The sequence below is a fragment of the Actinoplanes sp. G11-F43 genome (assembly GCF_050589265.1).
In the GTDB taxonomy this organism is placed as follows: Bacteria; Actinomycetota; Actinomycetes; order Mycobacteriales; family Micromonosporaceae; genus Actinoplanes.
In genome coordinates, this window is the sequence record NZ_JBNZCE010000015.1 from 199,474 (window position 1) to 216,985 (window position 17,512).

At 70.5% G+C, this 17,512-nt stretch carries 20 protein-coding genes and 1 pseudogene; 7 read left to right on the forward strand and 14 right to left on the reverse strand.

Annotated features, from left to right (window positions below; translation table 11 throughout):
- Window positions 1-8: 8 nt before the first annotated feature.
- Both ACQ0O7_RS17455 and ACQ0O7_RS17460 read right to left on the reverse strand, forming a co-directional pair.
- Window positions 9-1,256 (reverse strand): glycosyltransferase, encoded by a 1,248-nt coding sequence (locus tag ACQ0O7_RS17455; protein WP_430783148.1) that lies wholly within the window; start codon window positions 1,254-1,256, stop codon window positions 9-11.
- 66 nt (window positions 1,257-1,322) lie between these two features.
- Window positions 1,323-2,069: an MBL fold metallo-hydrolase gene (locus tag ACQ0O7_RS17460; RefSeq protein ID WP_430783149.1), complete on the reverse strand. Its 747-nt coding sequence runs from the start codon at window positions 2,067-2,069 to the stop codon at window positions 1,323-1,325.
- Between the two features lie 282 nt (window positions 2,070-2,351).
- On the opposite strand from ACQ0O7_RS17460, the gene ACQ0O7_RS17465 reads away from it, so the two are divergent.
- Window positions 2,352-2,732 carry a hypothetical protein gene (locus ACQ0O7_RS17465; RefSeq protein WP_430783150.1) on the forward strand — a complete coding sequence of 127 codons (381 nt, stop codon included), beginning with the start codon at window positions 2,352-2,354 and terminating at the stop codon, window positions 2,730-2,732.
- Window positions 2,733-2,737: 5 nt separating this feature from the next.
- On the opposite strand, the gene ACQ0O7_RS17470 is transcribed toward ACQ0O7_RS17465, so the two are convergent.
- The 5 genes and pseudogenes from ACQ0O7_RS17470 to clpS form a co-directional block, all read right to left on the reverse strand.
- Window positions 2,738-3,703 carry a PLP-dependent cysteine synthase family protein gene (locus tag ACQ0O7_RS17470; protein WP_430783151.1) on the reverse strand — a complete coding sequence of 322 codons (966 nt, stop codon included), beginning with the start codon at window positions 3,701-3,703 and terminating at the stop codon, window positions 2,738-2,740.
- A gap of 13 nt (window positions 3,704-3,716) precedes the next feature.
- On the reverse strand, window positions 3,717-4,073 hold the full coding sequence (locus tag ACQ0O7_RS17475; RefSeq protein ID WP_430783152.1) for a MoaD/ThiS family protein: 357 nt from the start codon (window positions 4,071-4,073) through the stop codon (window positions 3,717-3,719).
- A 55-nt stretch (window positions 4,074-4,128) separates the two neighbouring features.
- A pseudogene (locus ACQ0O7_RS17480) lies at window positions 4,129-4,625 on the reverse strand (Mov34/MPN/PAD-1 family protein).
- Between the two features lie 53 nt (window positions 4,626-4,678).
- On the reverse strand, window positions 4,679-5,179 hold the full coding sequence (locus tag ACQ0O7_RS17485) for a DUF2017 domain-containing protein (RefSeq protein ID WP_430783153.1): 501 nt from the start codon (window positions 5,177-5,179) through the stop codon (window positions 4,679-4,681).
- A 48-nt stretch (window positions 5,180-5,227) separates the two neighbouring features.
- On the reverse strand, window positions 5,228-5,518 hold the full coding sequence (gene clpS, locus ACQ0O7_RS17490) for an ATP-dependent Clp protease adapter ClpS (RefSeq protein ID WP_203797262.1): 291 nt from the start codon (window positions 5,516-5,518) through the stop codon (window positions 5,228-5,230).
- A gap of 85 nt (window positions 5,519-5,603) precedes the next feature.
- Between clpS and ACQ0O7_RS17495 the strand changes: the two genes are divergently transcribed.
- From ACQ0O7_RS17495 to ACQ0O7_RS17515, 5 genes are all read left to right on the forward strand, one after another.
- Complete coding sequence (locus tag ACQ0O7_RS17495; protein ID WP_430783154.1) at window positions 5,604-6,890, forward strand: nicotinate phosphoribosyltransferase; 1,287 nt, start codon at window positions 5,604-5,606, stop codon at window positions 6,888-6,890.
- A gap of 11 nt (window positions 6,891-6,901) precedes the next feature.
- A complete protein-coding gene (locus tag ACQ0O7_RS17500; RefSeq protein ID WP_430783155.1) occupies window positions 6,902-7,480 on the forward strand; it encodes an isochorismatase family protein in 579 nt (192 codons plus the stop codon).
- Complete coding sequence (locus ACQ0O7_RS17505) at window positions 7,470-7,976, forward strand: GNAT family N-acetyltransferase (RefSeq protein ID WP_430783156.1); 507 nt, start codon at window positions 7,470-7,472, stop codon at window positions 7,974-7,976. Before ACQ0O7_RS17500 ends, ACQ0O7_RS17505 begins: the two co-directional genes overlap by 11 nt.
- Window positions 7,977-8,048: 72 nt before the next feature.
- Complete coding sequence (locus ACQ0O7_RS17510; protein ID WP_430783157.1) at window positions 8,049-8,672, forward strand: RBBP9/YdeN family alpha/beta hydrolase; 624 nt, start codon at window positions 8,049-8,051, stop codon at window positions 8,670-8,672.
- A 15-nt stretch (window positions 8,673-8,687) separates the two neighbouring features.
- Complete coding sequence (locus ACQ0O7_RS17515; protein WP_430783158.1) at window positions 8,688-8,927, forward strand: hypothetical protein; 240 nt, start codon at window positions 8,688-8,690, stop codon at window positions 8,925-8,927.
- 154 nt (window positions 8,928-9,081) lie between these two features.
- On the opposite strand, the gene ACQ0O7_RS17520 is transcribed toward ACQ0O7_RS17515, so the two are convergent.
- The 4 genes from ACQ0O7_RS17520 to ACQ0O7_RS17535 all read right to left on the reverse strand — a co-directional run bounded on the left by ACQ0O7_RS17520 (window position 9,082) and on the right by ACQ0O7_RS17535 (window position 13,774).
- The gene (locus ACQ0O7_RS17520) at window positions 9,082-10,386 is read right to left on the reverse strand and encodes an MFS transporter (protein WP_430783159.1); all 1,305 of its coding nucleotides are present in this window, start codon (window positions 10,384-10,386) and stop codon (window positions 9,082-9,084) included.
- Window positions 10,387-10,513: 127 nt separating this feature from the next.
- The gene (ctaD, locus tag ACQ0O7_RS17525) at window positions 10,514-12,265 is read right to left on the reverse strand and encodes an aa3-type cytochrome oxidase subunit I (protein WP_430783160.1); all 1,752 of its coding nucleotides are present in this window, start codon (window positions 12,263-12,265) and stop codon (window positions 10,514-10,516) included.
- A gap of 173 nt (window positions 12,266-12,438) precedes the next feature.
- Window positions 12,439-13,545, reverse strand: a complete 1,107-nt coding sequence (locus ACQ0O7_RS17530) for an FAD-dependent monooxygenase (protein WP_430783161.1) — start codon at window positions 13,543-13,545, stop codon at window positions 12,439-12,441.
- Window positions 13,546-13,633: 88 nt separating this feature from the next.
- A complete protein-coding gene (locus tag ACQ0O7_RS17535; protein WP_430783162.1) occupies window positions 13,634-13,774 on the reverse strand; it encodes a hypothetical protein in 141 nt (46 codons plus the stop codon).
- Between the two features lie 150 nt (window positions 13,775-13,924).
- On the opposite strand from ACQ0O7_RS17535, the gene ACQ0O7_RS17540 reads away from it, so the two are divergent.
- The gene (locus ACQ0O7_RS17540; protein ID WP_430783320.1) at window positions 13,925-15,274 is read left to right on the forward strand and encodes an MGH1-like glycoside hydrolase domain-containing protein; all 1,350 of its coding nucleotides are present in this window, start codon (window positions 13,925-13,927) and stop codon (window positions 15,272-15,274) included.
- A 50-nt stretch (window positions 15,275-15,324) separates the two neighbouring features.
- Here the strand turns inward: ACQ0O7_RS17540 and ACQ0O7_RS17545 are convergent, their stop codons facing one another.
- From ACQ0O7_RS17545 to ACQ0O7_RS17555, 3 genes are all read right to left on the reverse strand, one after another.
- Window positions 15,325-16,410 (reverse strand): S-(hydroxymethyl)mycothiol dehydrogenase, encoded by a 1,086-nt coding sequence (locus tag ACQ0O7_RS17545; RefSeq protein ID WP_430783163.1) that lies wholly within the window; start codon window positions 16,408-16,410, stop codon window positions 15,325-15,327.
- A 42-nt stretch (window positions 16,411-16,452) separates the two neighbouring features.
- Entirely contained in the window at window positions 16,453-16,902 is a 450-nt protein-coding gene (locus ACQ0O7_RS17550; protein WP_430783164.1) for a MarR family winged helix-turn-helix transcriptional regulator, read from the reverse strand.
- 196 nt (window positions 16,903-17,098) lie between these two features.
- The gene (locus ACQ0O7_RS17555; protein ID WP_430783165.1) at window positions 17,099-17,488 is read right to left on the reverse strand and encodes a cupin domain-containing protein; all 390 of its coding nucleotides are present in this window, start codon (window positions 17,486-17,488) and stop codon (window positions 17,099-17,101) included.
- Window positions 17,489-17,512: the final 24 nt, after the last annotated feature.

The window sequence follows — 17,512 nt, forward strand, 5'->3', positions numbered from 1 at the left end:
CCCCAACCCTATGCGTAACGCGCCGCGCCGGCTTCGTCCACCCCGGGTTCACGGCCCGGATTGTTGGTCCGGCGGGGTGCCGGGACCCCGTTGAGGTACGCCGGGGACGGCACCGCCGGCCGGATCAGGGCGGTGGCCGGATCGGTGGCGGGGGCCGGGATCGCCTCGTGGGCGCGCAGGAACCCCTCGACCGACTTGGGCCACCCGTACTTCTCGGCCTGGGCCCGGGCCGCGGCGCGGCGCTCCACCCGGGGCCGTTCCAACAGCCCGCTGACCGCGTCGGCGAACGCCTCGGGGGTGCCGGGCACCGCCACCCCGCCGTCGCCGACCACCTCGGGCAGGGCGCTCTGCTCGTTGACCACCACCGGGGTGCCGCAGGCCATCGCCTCCAGCGTGGTCAGACCGAACGTCTCCACCGGGCCCGGCGACAGCACCACGTCGGCGCTGGCCAGCAGCGCGGCCACGGCCGAGCGCTCGGAGATGTGCCCGGCGAACCGGACCGGCAGACGGGCCCCCCGGTACGCGAGAGCGGTCCGCCGGGTCCCGTCGCCGGCCATCACCAGCACCGCCGGGACCTTGCCGTTGCGCAGCGCGGCGACGGTGTCCACGGCCAGCTCGGGCCGTTTCGCCGCGGACAGCCGGGAGCAGTAGACAAGCAGCAGCTCGTCGGGCCGCGCATACCGCGCCCGGACGGCGATGTCCATCTTGCCGGGATGGAAGAGTTTGAGGTCGACGCCGAGCGGCACCTCGACCAGGTTGGGGGTGCCGATCCGGCGGAACTCCTCGGCCGCGAACGAGGTGGTGCAGACGATGGTGTCGAACGCCTCGGCGGTCCGCCGGTTGAAGGTGTCGGCGAGGGTGTCCCGTTTCGGCATGCCCCAGACGCCGAGCAGCCCGGCCAGGCTCTCGTGCGAGACCATCATCGAGCGCACCCCGCGCCGCCGGGCCCAGTCACCGGTCCAGCGCAGGGTGGTGCGGTCGGAGACCTCGATCCGGTCCGGTTCCAGCCCGTCCAGGAGTTTGATCAGCTCGCGGCGGCCGGCCAGCACGCGATAGCCGCCGGTGCGCGGCAGTGGGGCGCTGGGCAGTGTGATGACCCGGCCCTGCTTGGTCATCTTGTCCGAGTAGCGCCGCCCAGGGATGACCAGGACGGCCTCGTGACCGGCGGCCAGGTAACCTCGGCCGAGCTGTCGCAGCGCGGTTCGCAGGCCACCGGTGTGAACCGTGACGAAGTTGGCCAGGCGAACGATGCGCATGCAACAACTCCAAGGTCACGACACGTGGTACGGCGGTGCGAGCCGATTCTGCTCCCCCGTACCGGCTCAGAGATCGTATCTGGCGCCGGGACGGACGACTTCGACCGGTCCCGCATAGGCCGCGCTGGCGGCTTCCACAATAGAGGCCTCGCTGGCCCACGCCGGGACGAGATGGGTCAGCAGGAGCTTGCCGACGTCCGCCTTGGTCGCCGCCTCACCGGCCTCACCACCGGTCAGATGCAGGCCAGGCGGGTTGGACACACCGTCCTGGTAACTGGCCTCACACAGGAACAGATCGGCGCCGGCGGCCAGCCGCAGCAGCGCCTCACAGGGCGCGGTGTCCGAGGAATAGGCCAGAACCCGGCCGTTGTGCTCGATCCGCACACCGTACGTCTCCACCGGGTGGTTGACCCGGTCCACGGTGACGGTCAGCGGGCCGATCGGGAAGGTGCCCGGCTGGAGCCCGTAGAAGGTGTAGACGTCGTCGACCGGCTCGCCCTCGGTGCTGTAGGCGGCGGCGATCCGCTCGGCCGCGCCCAGCGGGGCGTAGACCGGCACGGCCGGCAGCGGCCCGGCCGGGTCGTAGCGGCGCACCACGACGTAGGTGCACGCGTCCAGCATGTGATCACAGTGCAGGTGGGACAGCAGGATCGCGTCGACACCGCGCATGTCCGAGTAGCGCTGGAGCGCGGAGAGCGACCCGGAACCGAAGTCGATCAGGAGCCGGTAGCCGTCGGCCTCGACGAGGTAGGCCGAACACGCCGACTCGGGGCCGGGGAAACTGCCGGCACAACCGAGAACGGTTAGTCGCATCCGGATCCCTCTGGCTCACATTGGATCACGCTATGGGTTGCCGTCTGGGTCGCCCGCGCCCCACCCGACCGGTCCGTGCCGGACTTGTCAGACCAGTCATTCACGGAGCGAAGCGTACGCCGCGACCAGCGCCGGAGGTAAACAACTGATCGATTTGTCGTCAAATCGACAACGTACGTCACAGCCCTCATGACCTGCCTCATCACCTTTGCACCGTCACGTCCGGTGATCCACCCGCGTTGCTCAGGGTGAATAGTCCGAAGATCATCGGTTGGAGGCGACGTGACCGCCGTCGAGCACGCCCGCACCACAGCCGTGGTGCCCGCACCGGCCCCGTTCGAACCCTCGGACGCCGAATCGGCGATGTTCCGGTTCCCGGCGCCGGACGACCCGCCGCCCGGGAACGCCCGGCTGCTGATCGTCGCCCTCTACGGCGCGGCCCTCGGGATCTGCGGGGTGGCGGTCGGCCTTTACGCGGTGGTGGCCGTCTTCGGCGGGGCGCCGGGCTGGTATCTGCCGGCGCTGGCCGGGCTGACCCTGGTGAGCGTGGGCCCGGTGGTGGCCGCTCTGCTCGCGATCCACCGCCGGGCGCTGCCCTGGCTGTTGCTGGCCGCCGCGGCCCCGCCGATGGCCGCGAACGTCTACCTGGCGCTGTCCTACTAGGCCTCTTACGCCCAGAGCTGGCCTTCGAGGGCCTCTTCCGCCTCGTTGAGCGTGCCGCCGTACGCGCCGGTGGAAAGGTATTTCCAACCGGCGTCCGGCACCACGAAGGCAACGTCAGCCGACTTGCCGGCCTTGACCGCCTCGTGCGCCACCGCGAGGGCCGCGTGCAGCACCGCCCCGGTGGAGAAGCCCGCGAAGATACCTTCAACCTCGATCAATTGCCGGGTACGCAACACCGCGTCCCGTGTCCCGACCGAGAACCGCCGGGTCAGCACCGAGGCGTCGTACAGCTCCGGGACGTACCCCTCGTCGATGTTGCGCAGGCCGTAGACCAGCTCGCCGTACCGTGGTTCGGCGGCGATGATCTGGATGCCGTCGACCTTCTCGCGCAGGAACCGGCCGGTGCCCATCAGCGTCCCGGTGGTGCCCAGACCGGCCACGAAGTGGGTGATCGTGGGCAGGTCACGCAGCAGCTCCGGACCGGTGGTCTCGTAGTGCGCGCGGGCGTTGGCCGGGTTGCCGTACTGGAAGAGCATCTTCCAGTCCGGGTGCTCGGCGGCGATCTGCTTGGCGGTCGCCACCGCCTGGTTGGAGCCACCGGCGGCCGGCGAGAAGATGATCTCCGCGCCGTACATCCGGAGCAGCTGGGTGCGCTCGGCCGACACGTTCTCCGGCATCACGCAGACCAGGCGGTACCCCCGGAGCTTGGCCACCATGGCCAGGGCGATGCCGGTGTTGCCGCTGGTCGGTTCGAGGATGGTGTCACCGGGCCGCAGGTGCCCGGACTCCTCGGCCTCGCGCACCATGAACAGCGCGGCACGGTCCTTGATGCTGCCGGTCGGGTTGCGGTCCTCCAGCTTGGCCCAGAGCCGCACCGGCGGCGCCCCCTCGGGCACCGCCGGGGACAGCCGGGGCAGGCCGACGAGCGGCGTGCCCCCGCAGGCGTCCAGCAGGCTCTCGTAGCGAGCCATCGACAGACCGCCTTCAGTCCGCTTCAGGGGCGGAGGCCGGGGAGGCCGGACGGGACCAGCCGCCGACGAGAGCCGCGGCCGCGGCGAAACCGAGAGCGCCACCGGCGACGGCGGGCAGGATGGTGACCGAGTCGCCGTCCTTGACCTTGGCGTCCAGGGCGCCGAGGAAGCGGACGTCCTCGTCGTTGACGTAGATGTTCACGAACCGGTGCAGGCCGCCCTCGGGGGTGATCAACCGGCCCTTCAGCCCGTTGTGCTTGGCGTCCAGATCGTCGATCAGCGCGGTGAGGGTGTCACCGGAACCCTCGACGATCTTGGCGCCGCCGGTGTAGTTGCGCAGGATGGTGGGGACGCGAACTTCGATGGCCATGGCTGTTCCACTCCAAAAGAGGTCGTACGGGAAAGATCGGTCTGTCGGGGTCGCTTTACCGGCAGCGACACTCATAGAAGACCGACGCCGGGCTCTGCCCGAACATGTACGACTGCACAGCTGTGGAAATCACGCCTTCACCGTCGCATCCACGATGTTGACCTCTTCCTCGGTCACCACACCGTCCACGATACGGAACGAGCGGATCTCCTCGGAATCCGGCTCACGGGTCGAGACGAGGAGATAGTGCGCACCGGGCTCACCGGCGAACGACACGTCGGTCCGCGACGGATACGCCTCGGTCGCGGTGTGCGAGTGGTAGATGACCACCGGCTCCTCGTCGCGATCGTCCATCTCCCGCCAGACCCGCAGATGCTCCATCGAGTCGAACTCGTAGAAGGTCATCGAGCGCGCGGCGTTGTCCATCGGGATGTGCCGGGCGGGCACGTCCTGGCCGATCGGCCCGGCGACGACACCACAGGCCTCGTCGGGGTGGTCCCGGCGGGCGTGGGCGACGATCGCGTCGATGATCGCTCGGTCGATGGTCAGCACGCCGTTCACATTACCGTGAGAATTCACCGTCCCCGAAGTGGCGGTTCACACAGCTACTTGATCTCGGGAAGCGCGTTGAGCAGCGACTCCTGCAGATAGCCGAGGTAGGCGTACACCGAAAGCTGGAAGACCCGGCTGGAACCGGGATCTTCCAGCACCGCGTTGTCCAGCTCGTCACCCAGATCGGTGTCGGCGGCGATCTCCAGGCGGGTGCCCATGGCGAGCCGGGCGTCGTTGATCGCCCGCAGCCAGGCCTCGGCGGCCTCGCCGTCCAGCCGCACCTCGCCCTCGCCCTCGTCGGGCAGGGCGGCCAGGATCGCACCGGCCTGATCGATCTTGCCGGTCTTGATGTCGCCCTCGGTGTAGAGGCGGAACTCCTGGGAGTCCTCCGGCCGGTCGGGATAGATGTCCGGGAAGAGGCGGGCCACCACCGGATCGGTGTGGTCCATCCCGTCGGTCAGCAGACCCACCACCTCGGCGGCCACTTTCCGCAGAACCCGCACCTCGTCATGCGCGAACGTGGCGACACACTGGCCACCGCTGCGTCGGAACATCTTCTTCCCCACCCGATTGTCGGGACCGGCCGCCGGACCGGTCGACGGTCAACCCCGGTCGACCGTGGCCCAGAGACCGTATCCGTGCAGTTGGTTGGCGTCCATCTCCATGCGCTCACGAGCACCGATGGAGACCACCGCCTTTCCTTTCGTGTGCACGTCCATCATCAGCCTCTCGGCCTTTTCCTTGCTGTAGCCGAAGAGCTTCTGGAACACCCAGGTCACGTATGACATGAGGTTCACCGGGTCGTCCCAGACGATGGTCACCCACGGCCGGTCCTCTTCCGGTACTTCCTGGATCTCCGGCGTCTCGACGGGAGCAACCTGAGGCAACGCCATGCCCCCCATGTTGCCACCGGATTCCCGGAACCGGTGAACCGGTGCTGCGAACCGCAGGTCAGTCGTCGCGTCGTAGGGTGTTCTGGTGGACACCATCACGCCCGCTCTGATGACCGACCAGTACGAGCTGACCATGATCAGCGCCGCGCTGCGGGACGGCACCGCGGACCGGGACTGCGTCTTCGAGGTGTTCGCCCGCCGATTGCCCACCGGCCGGCGCTACGGCGTGGTCGCCGGCACCGGCCGGCTGATCGAGATGATCCGTGACTTCCGCTTCGACCAGGGCGAGATCGACTTCCTGAGGTCGGCCGGGATCGTCGACGAGACGACCGCGAAATGGCTGGCGGAGTACCGTTTCACCGGTGACGTCGAGGGCTATGCCGAGGGCGAGTTGTTCTTCCCCGGCTCGCCGATCCTGACCGTCTCCGGCGGGTTCGCCGAGTGTGTGGTGCTGGAGACGCTGATCCTGTCGGTGCTCAACCACGACTGCGCGATCGCCGCCGCGGCCGCCCGGATGGTCACCGCCGCCCGCGGCCGGCCGATCATCGAGATGGGCTCCCGGCGCACCCACGAGCACGCCGCGGTCGCCGCCGCCCGGGCCGCCTACCTGGCCGGATTCGCGTCCACCTCCAACCTGGCGGCCGGCCGGGCGTACGGCATCCCCACCACCGGCACGTCGGCGCACGCGTTCACGCTGCTGCACGACGACGAGCCGGCCGCGTTCTCCTCGCAGGTCGCCACGCTGGGCAAGAGCACCACGCTGCTGGTGGACACGTACGACATCAGTCAGGGCATCCGCAACGCGATCGCGGTCGCCGGGCCGGACCTGCGTGCGGTCCGGATCGACTCCGGCGATCTGTCCGTGCTGGCCGGGCACTCCCGGGAGCTGCTGGACTCGCTCGGCGCCACCGAGACCAAGATCATCGTTTCGGGTGACATGGACGAGTACTCGATCGCCACCCTGGCCGCCGAGCCGGTCGACATGTACGGCGCCGGCACCGCCGTCGTCACCGGATCCGGCGCGCCCACCGCCAACCTGGTCTACAAGCTGGTCGAGGTGGGTGGCCGCCCGGTCGTCAAACGCTCCGAGAACAAGGCGACCGTCGGCGGCCGCAAGACCGCGATCCGCCGGCACAAGCCCACCGGCACCGCCACCGAGGAGATCATCTACTCGCAGGGCGTGCCCGACCACCAGCCCAACGACCGGATGCTCCAGCACACCTGGATCGCCTCCGGCGAAGTGCAGGACGCGCCCACCCTGCAGGAGTCCCGCGACCACCTGCGCCAGAACCTGATCTCCATCCCGTGGGAGGGTCTCAAACTCTCCGCCGGCGATCCCGCCATCCCCGTCGTCATCGTTCCCACCACATAGGGGGCTCTCCCATGTCACGCGCGCTGATCATCGTGGACGTGCAGAACGACTTCTGCGAAGGCGGCTCCCTGGCCGTCGCCGGCGGCGCGGCCGTCGCCAAGGGCATCTCCCTGGTGCTCGACAAGGCCGGCGACCGGTGGGACCACGTGGTCGCCACCAAGGACTGGCACATCGACCCCGGCACCCACTTCAGCGACACCCCCGACTTCGTCGACTCGTGGCCGGTGCACTGCGTGGCCGAGTCGACCGGCTCGGACTTCCACCCCGAGCTGGTCACCGACCGGATCGAGGCGGTCTTCCACAAGGGCGAGTACGCCGCGGCGTACTCCGGGTTCGAAGGTCACGGCCAGGACGGTGAAACCCTCGCCGGATGGCTGCGGGCCAAGGGGGTCACCGAGGTCGAGGTGGTCGGCATCGCCACCGATCATTGTGTACGAGCCACCGCGCTCGACGCCGCGACCGAGGGATTCCGCACCACCGTGCTCCTGGAGCTGACCGCCGGGGTGGCCCGCGCGACCACCGACGCGGCCCTCGAACAACTCCGTGCCGCCTCCGTCGAGACCACCGGGGAGCCGGTCGTTGACGCTTGAGATCCGCCCGTTCACCGAGGCCGACTGGCCGGCCGTGTGGGAGATCGTCAGCGCGGTGGTGACCGGCCGGGAGACGTTCCCGTACGACCCGGCGATGACCGCGGCGTCGGCCCGCGACATGTGGATCGAGAAACCGCCCGGCCGGACCGTCGTGGCGCTCCTGGACGGGGTGCTCGCCGGGACCGCCAAGATGGGCGCCAACCGGCCCGGGCCCGGCTCGCACGTCTCCACCGCGAGCTTCATGGTGGCGCCCGGGTCGCGGGGCCGTGGGGTGGGCACCGCCCTGTGCCGGGACGCCCTCGGCTGGGCCCGGCGGGAGGGGTTCGCCGGCATGCAGTTCAACGCGGTGGTCGCGACGAACACGACGGCGGTCGCCCTGTACGAGCGTGAGGGCTTCCACATCGTCGGAACCGTCCCGCGAGCCTTCGAACACCCGGCACACGGGCGGGTCGGCCTGCACGTGATGTACCAGGAGTTCGCCGGCGGCCACCGGTAACCCGGCGTCCCGGCGCTTTCCACCGCCGCGCCCGATGGCGCCCGGCCGCCCGGCATGATCGACTTCCCGGCCATGAGCTTCCTTCTGCTGCACGGCTGGCAGAACCGGCGCCCGGCCGGCCACTGGCAGCACTGGCTGGCCACCGAGTTGCGGTCGGCCGGCCACGAGGTGATCTACCCGCAGCTGCCCGACCCGGACGAACCCGTCCTCGACGACTGGCTGGCCGCCCTGCGCACCCATGTGACGGCCGTTCCCGGCGGTCCGCGAACGGTGATCGCCCACAGCCTCAGCTGCCTGCTCTGGTTGCACGCCGCCGCCCGCGGCACCGTCCCGGCCCCGGTCGACCGGGTGCTGCTGGTGGCGCCGCCCTCCCCCGAGGTGGCCGCCGGCATCCCGGAGATCGCCGGCTTCGTCTCCGGCCCGGTCGCACCCCTGCTCACCACGGGCACCGCCGGACCGGCCGGAAGCCCGGTCACCAGGGAGCGGTTCGCCGCCGCGGCCCGGGACACCCACCTGGTCGCGGCCGACGACGACCGGTACTGCCCGGGCGGAGCGGCCGCGATCCTCGGCATGCCCCTGGGCATTCCCACCACGGTCCTGACCGGCCAGGGCCACCTGGACATGGACGCCGGATACGGTCCATGGCCGGCGATCCTCGGCTGGGCCCTGACCGGATCCCCGCTCGCACCCCGATAGCGGCCGGGCGGCGCGGTGGTGCTCGGTCCGGGCCGCACCGGCGACTACGACCCGGCGGCCCCGGAGAACGCCGACGACGGCTGGTCGGGCGCGCTCCTACCCGAACCCGGCATCGACCTGATCACGGCGGCCCACGACGCTCTCCGGGCGGTGGCCACCCCCGGCAGTGTCCGGTTCACCGACTGGATCCACGGCGACGAGGCCGAAGCCGCCCACCTGGCCCGGATCGCCGACGTCCTGGCATCCGCCCGCTGACGTCCTGGCATCCGCCCGCCGACGGCGCGGAGGGCACCACGTTCGGCGGGTCAGCGGGCCGGCGGGTCAGCCGGTCGGCGGGTCAGCCGGTCAGTCGGCCGGCGGGTCAGCGGGTCAGCGGGTCAGCGGGTCAGCGGGTCAGCGGGTCAGCGGGTCAGCGGGCCTGAGGATCCCCCGGCGGGACGGCGGCGCTCACCGGGGAGGTGGGGGCGCCGGCGGCAAAGGCGACCGGGTCGCTGACGGCCACCGGCGGGGTCACGGTGTCCTCGTGGACCTCCCCGGGTGCGCCGGAACGGCGGTGGCGGATCTCCATCGGCAGGATCACCAGGGCCATCAGGACGCCCACCGCGCCGACGGCCACGAACCCCCACTCCGGCCCCCAGTGATCGATCGCCAGGCCGGCCAGCGGGGCGCCACAGGCCACGCCGACGGTCAGGGCCGAGTTGTGCATGCCCATCGCCTCGCCGCGGGCGCCGGCCGGGATCATCCGGCTGATCGCGTCGGAGCTGGCGGTGATGGTCGGGGCGCAGAGAGCGCCGGCCGGGGCCAGCAGCAGGGCGAGCAGCCACCAGTGGCCGCCGCCGAGGCCGACCGGGATGGTCAGCAGCGCCATCGGCAGGAAGATCGCCAGGATCGGCAGGCCGCGCCGGACGGTGCCGTAGAGGAAGCCGCCGATCAGGGAGAAGAACGCCCACAGCGCCAGCACCAGGCCGGCCCACTCGACCTCGCCGGAGGCCCGCAGGGTGGCCACCACGGCCACGTCGGTGCCGGACAGGACCAGGGTGGCGCCCATCGTGACGGCCAGGACGGCGAAGAACCGGGGCTTGAGCCAGGTGCTGCGGGGCACCCGCTCGCCGCTGGCGACCGGCGCCTCGTGGGCGGCCCGGACCGGCGGGTCGAGCAGCCACAGGCCGATCCCGGCGAGGAGGATGCCACCGGCCAGGGCGAGCATCGCGGCGCGGGAACCGCCGGTGGTGACGATCAGGACGCCGAGGGCGGGCCCGGCCATGAACGACAGCTCGGTGGTCATCGAGTCGAGCGCGAACGCGGGCAGGCGATGCGACTCGGGGGTGAGCGCGGCGATCGCCTGCCGGGCCACCGAGAAGGCCGGCAGGGCCAGGAATCCGCCGACCGCGGCGGTGGGGAGGAGCACCCAGTAGGGCAGGGCCTGGGCGACCAGCCAGTAGACGACCTCGGCGACGGTGGTGAGGACCAGCACCGGCCGCAGGCCCCACCGGTCGACGAGACGGCCCATCACCGGTGCGCCGAGCGAGCCGCCGAGGGTGGCGGCCGCGCCGACCAGGCCGGCCGCGCCGTAGGAGAGGCCCAGACCGGAGACGACGTGCAGGGTGAGCACCACGGTGGCCGCCGCGATCGGCACCCGCGCGAGCGTCGCCACCACCAGCAGCGACGGGATCTTCGGTAACGCGAGTGTTTCGCGGTAAGGCGTGAGCAGCATGTCGGATCCTGACCTCCCCGCTCATACTGCCGCGCGGGTACGACGAAAATCCAACGAGTAAAAGCCGCTGTGAGCAGGAACGCAAACGGCCCGCGCTCATCACGAGCGCGGGCCGTTCAACAGCTGGTCAGTGCTTGTTGTCGCTGACGTCTTCCTGGTAGGTCGCGCCGCCGTCGGACTCGGCGGTGAGCGGCCGGGCGCCACCCTCCGGCGGGCCGGCGACCGAGTGACCGGCGGCCAGCTCCGGGAACTTCAGGTCGAAGGCGGGCCGCTCGGAGCGGATCCGCGGCATCCGGTCGAAGTTGCGCAGCGGCGGCGGGCTGGTGGTGGCCCACTCCAGGGAGTTGCCGTGACCCCACGGGTCGTCCTGGTTCGCCACCTTGCCGACCTTGTACGACTTCCACACGTTGTAGATGAACGGCAGGGTCGACAGGCCGAGGATGAACGAGCCGATGGTGGAGAAGGTGTTCAGGAAGGTGAACCCGTCCTCCGGCAGATAGTCGGCGTACCGCCGGGGCATGCCCTTGGTGCCCAGCCAGTGCTGGACCAGGAACGTGCCGTGGAAGCCGATCATCGTCAGCCAGAAGTGCACCTTCGCCAGCTTCTCGTCGAGCATCCGGCCGAACATCTTCGGGAACCAGAAGTAGATGCCGGAGAACACCGCGAACACGATGGTGCCGAAGAGCACGTAGTGGAAGTGCGCGATCACGAAGTACGAGTCGGAGACGTGGAAGTCGATCGGCGGGGAGGCCAGCAGCACGCCGGACAGACCACCGAAGAGGAACGTCACCATGAAGCCGACCGCGAAGAGCATCGGCGCCTCGAAACTGATCTGGCCGCGCCACATGGTGCCGATCCAGACGAAGAACTTCATGCCGGTCGGGACCGCGATCAGGAAGCTCAGGAAGCTGAAGAACGGCAGCAGCACCTGGCCGGTGGCGAACATGTGGTGCGCCCACACCGACATCGACAGCGCGCCGATCAGCAGGGTCGCGGCGACCAGGCCCTTGTAACCGAAGACCGGCTTGCGGCTGAAGACCGGGATGACCTCGGTGATGATGCCGAAGAACGGCAGCGCGATGATGTAGACCTCGGGGTGGCCGAAGAACCAGAAGAGGTGCTGCCACAGCATCGGCCCGCCGGTCTCCACGTCGAAGACGTGCGCGCCGAGGACGCGGTCGGCGGCCAGGGCGAAGAGCGCGGCCGCCAGGAACGGGAACACCATCACCGCGAGCAGTGAGGTGACCAGCATGTTCCACACCATGATCGGCATCCGGAACATGGTCATGCCCGGGGCCCGCAGGGTCAGGATCGTGGTGATCAGGTTGACCGAGCCGAGGATCGTGCCCAGGCCGGAGAGGGCCAGGCCGACCACCCACATGTTCCCGCCGACGCCCGGCGAGTGCAGGCTGTTGCTGAGCGGGGTGTACGCGAACCAGCCGAAGTCGGCGGCGCCACCGGGGGTCAGGAACCCGCCGATGGTGATCAGGCCACCGAACAGGTAGAGCCAGTAGGCGAACGCGTTCAGCCGGGGGAACGACACGTCCGGCGCGCCGATCTGGATCGGCACGATGTAGTTGCCGAACGCGAACACGATCGGTGTCGCGAAGAACAGCAGCATGATCGTGCCGTGCATGGTGAACAGCTGGTTGAACTGCTCCGGCGAGAGGAGCTGCATGCCGGGACGGGCCAGTTCGGCGCGCATCAGCAGCGCCATCAGACCACCCAGCATGAAGAACACGAAGGCCGTGATCAAATACATGATCCCGATCTGCTTCGCGTCCGTCGTGCGCAGAATCCGAGCAAACGCCGAACCCTTGACCTGCCGCCTTACTGGGTATGGTCGGGTTGCGATCGGCGACGGCGCAACGGTCGTCACGAATTGCCTCCGTTGTCTCGTTCGTCCCTCTCGGGGTCACTGTCGAAGTTCAGCCCCCGGACGCACCCGAGGACCGCTCTCCGGCATTACCCGAAGATCGGGCGTACCTGGGTGGCAGAATAGTCCCCCGCGGACTTTCGGCCGTCGCGGGGTGACCTAACAGCACTGGCCAGTCACACCGTGGACACCAGAGCGCGGTAGTGATCGGTGAAGATGTGGGCGCCCCGGCGGCGCAGCATCGGGTCACGGAGGGCGGGCGGCACGTCCCGCGCCCGGTCCCGCTCCCGGGTCCGCTCGCGCACCTCGGAACACCGTGGACGGCGCCGCTCCTCGTAGGCCCGCAGGGCGGCCGGGATGTCATCGGCGGCGGTCTTCAGCTCCTGCCCGAGGACGTATCCGTCCTCGAAGGACATCGCGGCGCCCTGGGCCAGAGTCGGCGCGGTGGCGTGCGCGGCGTCGCCGACCAGCACGACCGGGCCGTTCGACCAGGCCGGCAGCACGACCTCGTCGGTCCGCGCCACCTGCACCTTCTCGATCTTGTCGAGGATCGCCGGGACCGGGCCGCCGAACGAGCCGAACAGCTCGCGCATCCGCTCCTTCGGGTCCTCCGGGTCGGGGCTGTCCGGCGCGGTCTCGTCGGCGTAGCAGTAGATCCGGCGGCCACCCATCGGCATGGCCGTGAACGACGACCGGCGGCCGAGCAGGGCGGTCCAGTCGGTGAGCGGCGGGCCGCCGCTGACCACCGAGCGGTAGACGATCTGGCCGGTCGGGACGGCCGGGCCACCGAGGCCGACCTTGTCGCGGATCGTCGACCGGCGGCCGTCGGCGGCGACGACCAGGTCGTACTCCGAGATGCCGCCGGTGGAGAACTCGACCTTGGCGGCGCCGTCGACGATCTGCACGTCACGCACCTCGGTCTCGAAACGCACCTCGCCGCCGACCCCGGTGAGCAGCACCTGGTGCAGGTCGGCGCGGGACAGCACGCGCGACTCGCCGACCCCGGCCCAGAGTGCCGCCACGTCCATCTCGAACAGTTGCCGGCCGCGGGTGTCCAGGAAGACCTGGCGGAAGATCAGGTCGCCGAGCGGGCGGAGCGGGACGTCCAGCCCGAGCAGGCGCAGCGCCCGCGACGCGTTGCCGGGCAGATAGATGCCGGCCCCGGGCACGACGGTGGCGGGCAGGGCCTCGACCACCTCCGGCCGGAAACCGGCGATGCGCAGCCCTCGGGCCGCGGCCAGGCCGGCGGTGCCGGCGCCCACCACGAGGATGCGCAAGGTCATGTCACCAGCGCTTTCTGGTCAATGGATACGCGTCGGAGCCAGAAGACTACCCCCAGCCACCGTCGTTGTGGAACACCCGCGATCGGAGTCAGGTCGCCCGGACGGCGGCCTGAGTCTCTTGTGGAGCGACGGCCAGGGCGCCGGCGAACGCCCGCCCGGCACGGGCCAGGGCCACCGCGCGACGGCGGCGCAACGAGATCAGATGCAGGGACTTCGGCGAGGTGCGCATGTGGACATGCAACCAGCGGGGTATGACAGTTTCGGGCCGTCCGGCGACGGTCCCCCCGCCGCCCGGGCCCGGAGGATCACCGCGAGAATTTCCCTGCGGCCCGGCGATCGCCTGCCGATGGGTGGGGCAGTGGAAAGGCTCTCGAACGACATGCACCCTGACGCCGAGTTGTGGCGGTCCGCCGCCGCCGTGCTCGACCAGAACTGGACCGGTCGCTACATCGTGCCGTCCCGGACGCTCTACCCGCACCAGTGGAGCTGGGACACCGCGTTCGCGGCGATCGGCCTGGCCTACGTGAACCCCGCACGGGCCTGGCGGAACCTGCGGAGCCTGTTCGAGGCGCAGTGGCCGGACGGGCGGGTACCGCACATCGTCTTCGACCCGGACGTCCCGGAGGACGCCTACTTCCCGGGGCCGCGGTTCTGGCGGGTGCCGGCCTACGCCGGACGGCCGGCCCGGGGCAGCACCGGTCTGGTCCAGCCGCCGATGCACGCGCTGGCCGCCTGGGAGGTCTACCGGCACGCGGCCGCGCACGGCGCCGGCGCCGCCCAGCAGGCGCGCACCGAGCTGGACTGGCTCTACCCGCGGCTGGTGGCACAGCAGGAGTTCCTCGGTGACCGGCGGGACGCGGGCGGCAGCGGCCTGGCGTCGATCGTGCACCCATGGGAGTCCGGTCTGGACAACAGTCCGGCATGGGACGAGGCCCTGGCCACGGTGCCCGCCGATCTGAGCCTGCTGGACACGTACCAGCGCAGGGATCTTGATGTGTCCGACGCCACGCACCGGCCGACCGACACCGACTACGCCCGCTATCTGGGTCTGGTCGAGAACTACCGGGACGGCGGCTACTCCGACAACGACCTGTCGCTGCGGCACCCCTTCGTGGTGGAGTGCCCCGCGTTCAACACCGTGCTGGCCACCGCCGAGCTGGCGCTCGCCCAGATCGCCGGGGTGCTGGGCCATCCTTCCGCGGCGCACCGGCACCGGGAGCGGGCGCAGGGGATCACCGCCGCGATCACGCATCGGCTGTGGGATCCGGAGAGCGAGTTCTTTCACGCCCGCGATGTACGGTCGGGCCGGCTCAGCCCCGAGCGCGGTGTCGGTGGCCTGCTGCCGCTGGCCCTGCCCGATCTGGCCGGCGCGCAGGTGGACGCGCTGGTGGCGGCGGTCACCTCGTACCGTTTCGGTCTCCCGGTGCCCAGCCACGACCGGACCGGGCCGGCCTTCGACGATCGCCGCTACTGGCGCGGCCCGGTCTGGATCAACGTGAACTGGCTGGTGCGCCGGGGCCTGCTGGTGCACGGGCGCCGGCACGAGGCGGACGAACTACGGCGGGCCCTGCTGCGGCTGGTGCACCGCAACGGCCACTACGAGTACTTCCATCCGGAGACCGGCAGCGGTCTCGGCTCACCGGCGTTCAGCTGGACCGCCGCCCTGAGCCTGGACCTGCTGGCCGACTCGTCCGCCCCGGCCTACGCCCGCGTCTTCCAGGCGACCTAGATTCGCCTGTGGCGGCTCGCCTCGCTCCCACGCGATCCGCCACACCGAACCTAGAAGATCACCACGGAGCGGAGCACGTCGCCGGTGTGCATCTTGTTGAAGGCCGCCTCGACCCCGTCCAGCGCGATCTCCTCGGTGACGAACGCGTCCAGGTCGAGCCGGCCCTGCTTGTACAGCTCGGTGAGCATCGGGAAGTCCCGGCTGGGCAGGCAGTCGCCGTACCAGCTGGACTTCAGGGCCCCGCCGCGGCCGAAGACGTCGAGCAGCGGCAGCTCGATCGTCATGTCCGGGGTGGGCACGCCGACCAGCACCACCGTCCCGGCCAGGTCACGGGCGTAGAACGCCTGCTTGTACGTCTCCGGCCGGCCGACCGCCTCGACCACCACATCGGCGCCGAAGCCCCCGGTCAGCTCACGGACCCGCTCGACCACGTCGTGCTCGCGCGCGTTGACGGTGTGGGTGGCGCCGAAGCCGCGGGCCCACTGGAGTTTCCGCTCGTCGGTGTCGATCGCGATGATGGTGGTGGCCCCGGCCAGTGCGGCGCCGGCCACCGCGCCGTCGCCGACCCCGCCGCAGCCGATGACCGCGACCGAGTCGCCCCGGCCGACCCCACCGGTGTTGATCGCCGCGCCGATGCCGGCCATCACTCCGCAGCCGAGCAGGCCGACCGCGGCCGCCCGGGCCGACGGGTCGACCTTGGTGCACTGGCCGGCGTGCACCAGGGTCTTCTCCACGAAGGCGCCGATGCCCAGGGCCGGGGACAGCTCGGTGCCGTCCTCCAGGGTCATCTTCTGGGCGGCGTTGTGGGTGGCGAAGCAGTACCACGGCTTGCCCCGGTTGCAGGCCCGGCAGTCGCCGCAGACGGCACGCCAGTTGAGCACCACGAAGTCGCCGACCGCCACGTCGGTGACGCCCGCGCCGACCGCCTCGACGACACCGGCGGCCTCGTGCCCGAGCAGGAACGGGAACTCGTCGTTGATGCCGCCCTCGCGGTAGTGCAGGTCGGTGTGGCAGACCCCGCACGCCTGGACCTTGACCACCGCCTCACCCGGGCCCGGGTCGGGCACCACGATGGTGGCCACCTCGACCGGCTTGCCCTTGCCCCGGGCGATCACTCCTCGTACCAGCTGGCTCATCTCTTCCACACACCTTTCACGTCCGACCGGGCGAGAGTCACCCTACGGGTTGTCCAGGAGTGCTTCGGCCACCTTCGCCAGCTGTCTGGCCTGGGTCGCGGTCAGCCGATCGAAGATCAACTGCTGGATCGCCTCGGCGTGGCCGGGAGCGGTCGCCACCACCTTCGCCCAACCCTCGTCGGTGAGCACGGCGATCTGGACGCGGCCGTCGGTGACGTCGCGTTCGCGGCGCACCCAGCCCTTCGTCTCCAGCCGGGCCACCACGTGCGAGAGGCGGGAGAGCGACGCGCTGGCCCGCTTGGCGAGCCGGCTCATCGGCAGGCGGCGCTCCGGATCCTCGGAGAGGGCCATCAGCACCAGGTAGCCCATGTGGGTCAGACCGGAGTCCCGCTGGAGCTGCGCCTCGATCGCGGCCGGGACCCGGACCAGCACCTCGACGATCTGCCGCCAGGCGTTCTGCTGTTCCTCGGTCAACCAGCGCGGCTCGTCCATGCTGGAAGATTAGTGGCGGCGGGGCGGGCCCCACACCGGTGGACAGACCCGGGTAGTCGAATCGATCGACTTACGTGAACCTTGGCGGGTACGCTGTCCGGGAACTTTAACCCCTGAACACGGCGCCGGAACCGGCTGGCTGGGGGGCCTCGGCCGGTTCCGGCGCCGTGTGCCTAAGCGGGTGCTTAAGTGAATCTCAGTTCGCGGGCGGCTCGTCCTCGCCCGCCTCCTCGGCGGCGTCGCCCTCCTCCTTCGTCTTGTGCACCGCGCCGTCGGCGTGCTCCGGCGGGCCGTAGACGGTGTAGAGGACCAGCGGGTTCGGCCCCTCGTTGAGGAAGTTGTGCTTGCGGCCGGCGGGCACGACCACCAGGTCGCCCTGCTCGACCTTGCGGGTCTCGCCGGAGATGACGGCCTTGCCGACCCCACTGACGAAGGTGAGGATCTGGTCCACCTCGTGGACCTCCTCGCCGATCTCGCCGCCGGGCGGAACCGTCATGATCACGAGCTGGGTGTGTTTGCCGGTCCAGAGCACACGGCGGAAATCGGTGCTCGTCTCAGCGACAGTGGCAATCGTGAAGTGCTCCATGCCTGCACGTTACCCGTCTGAGGA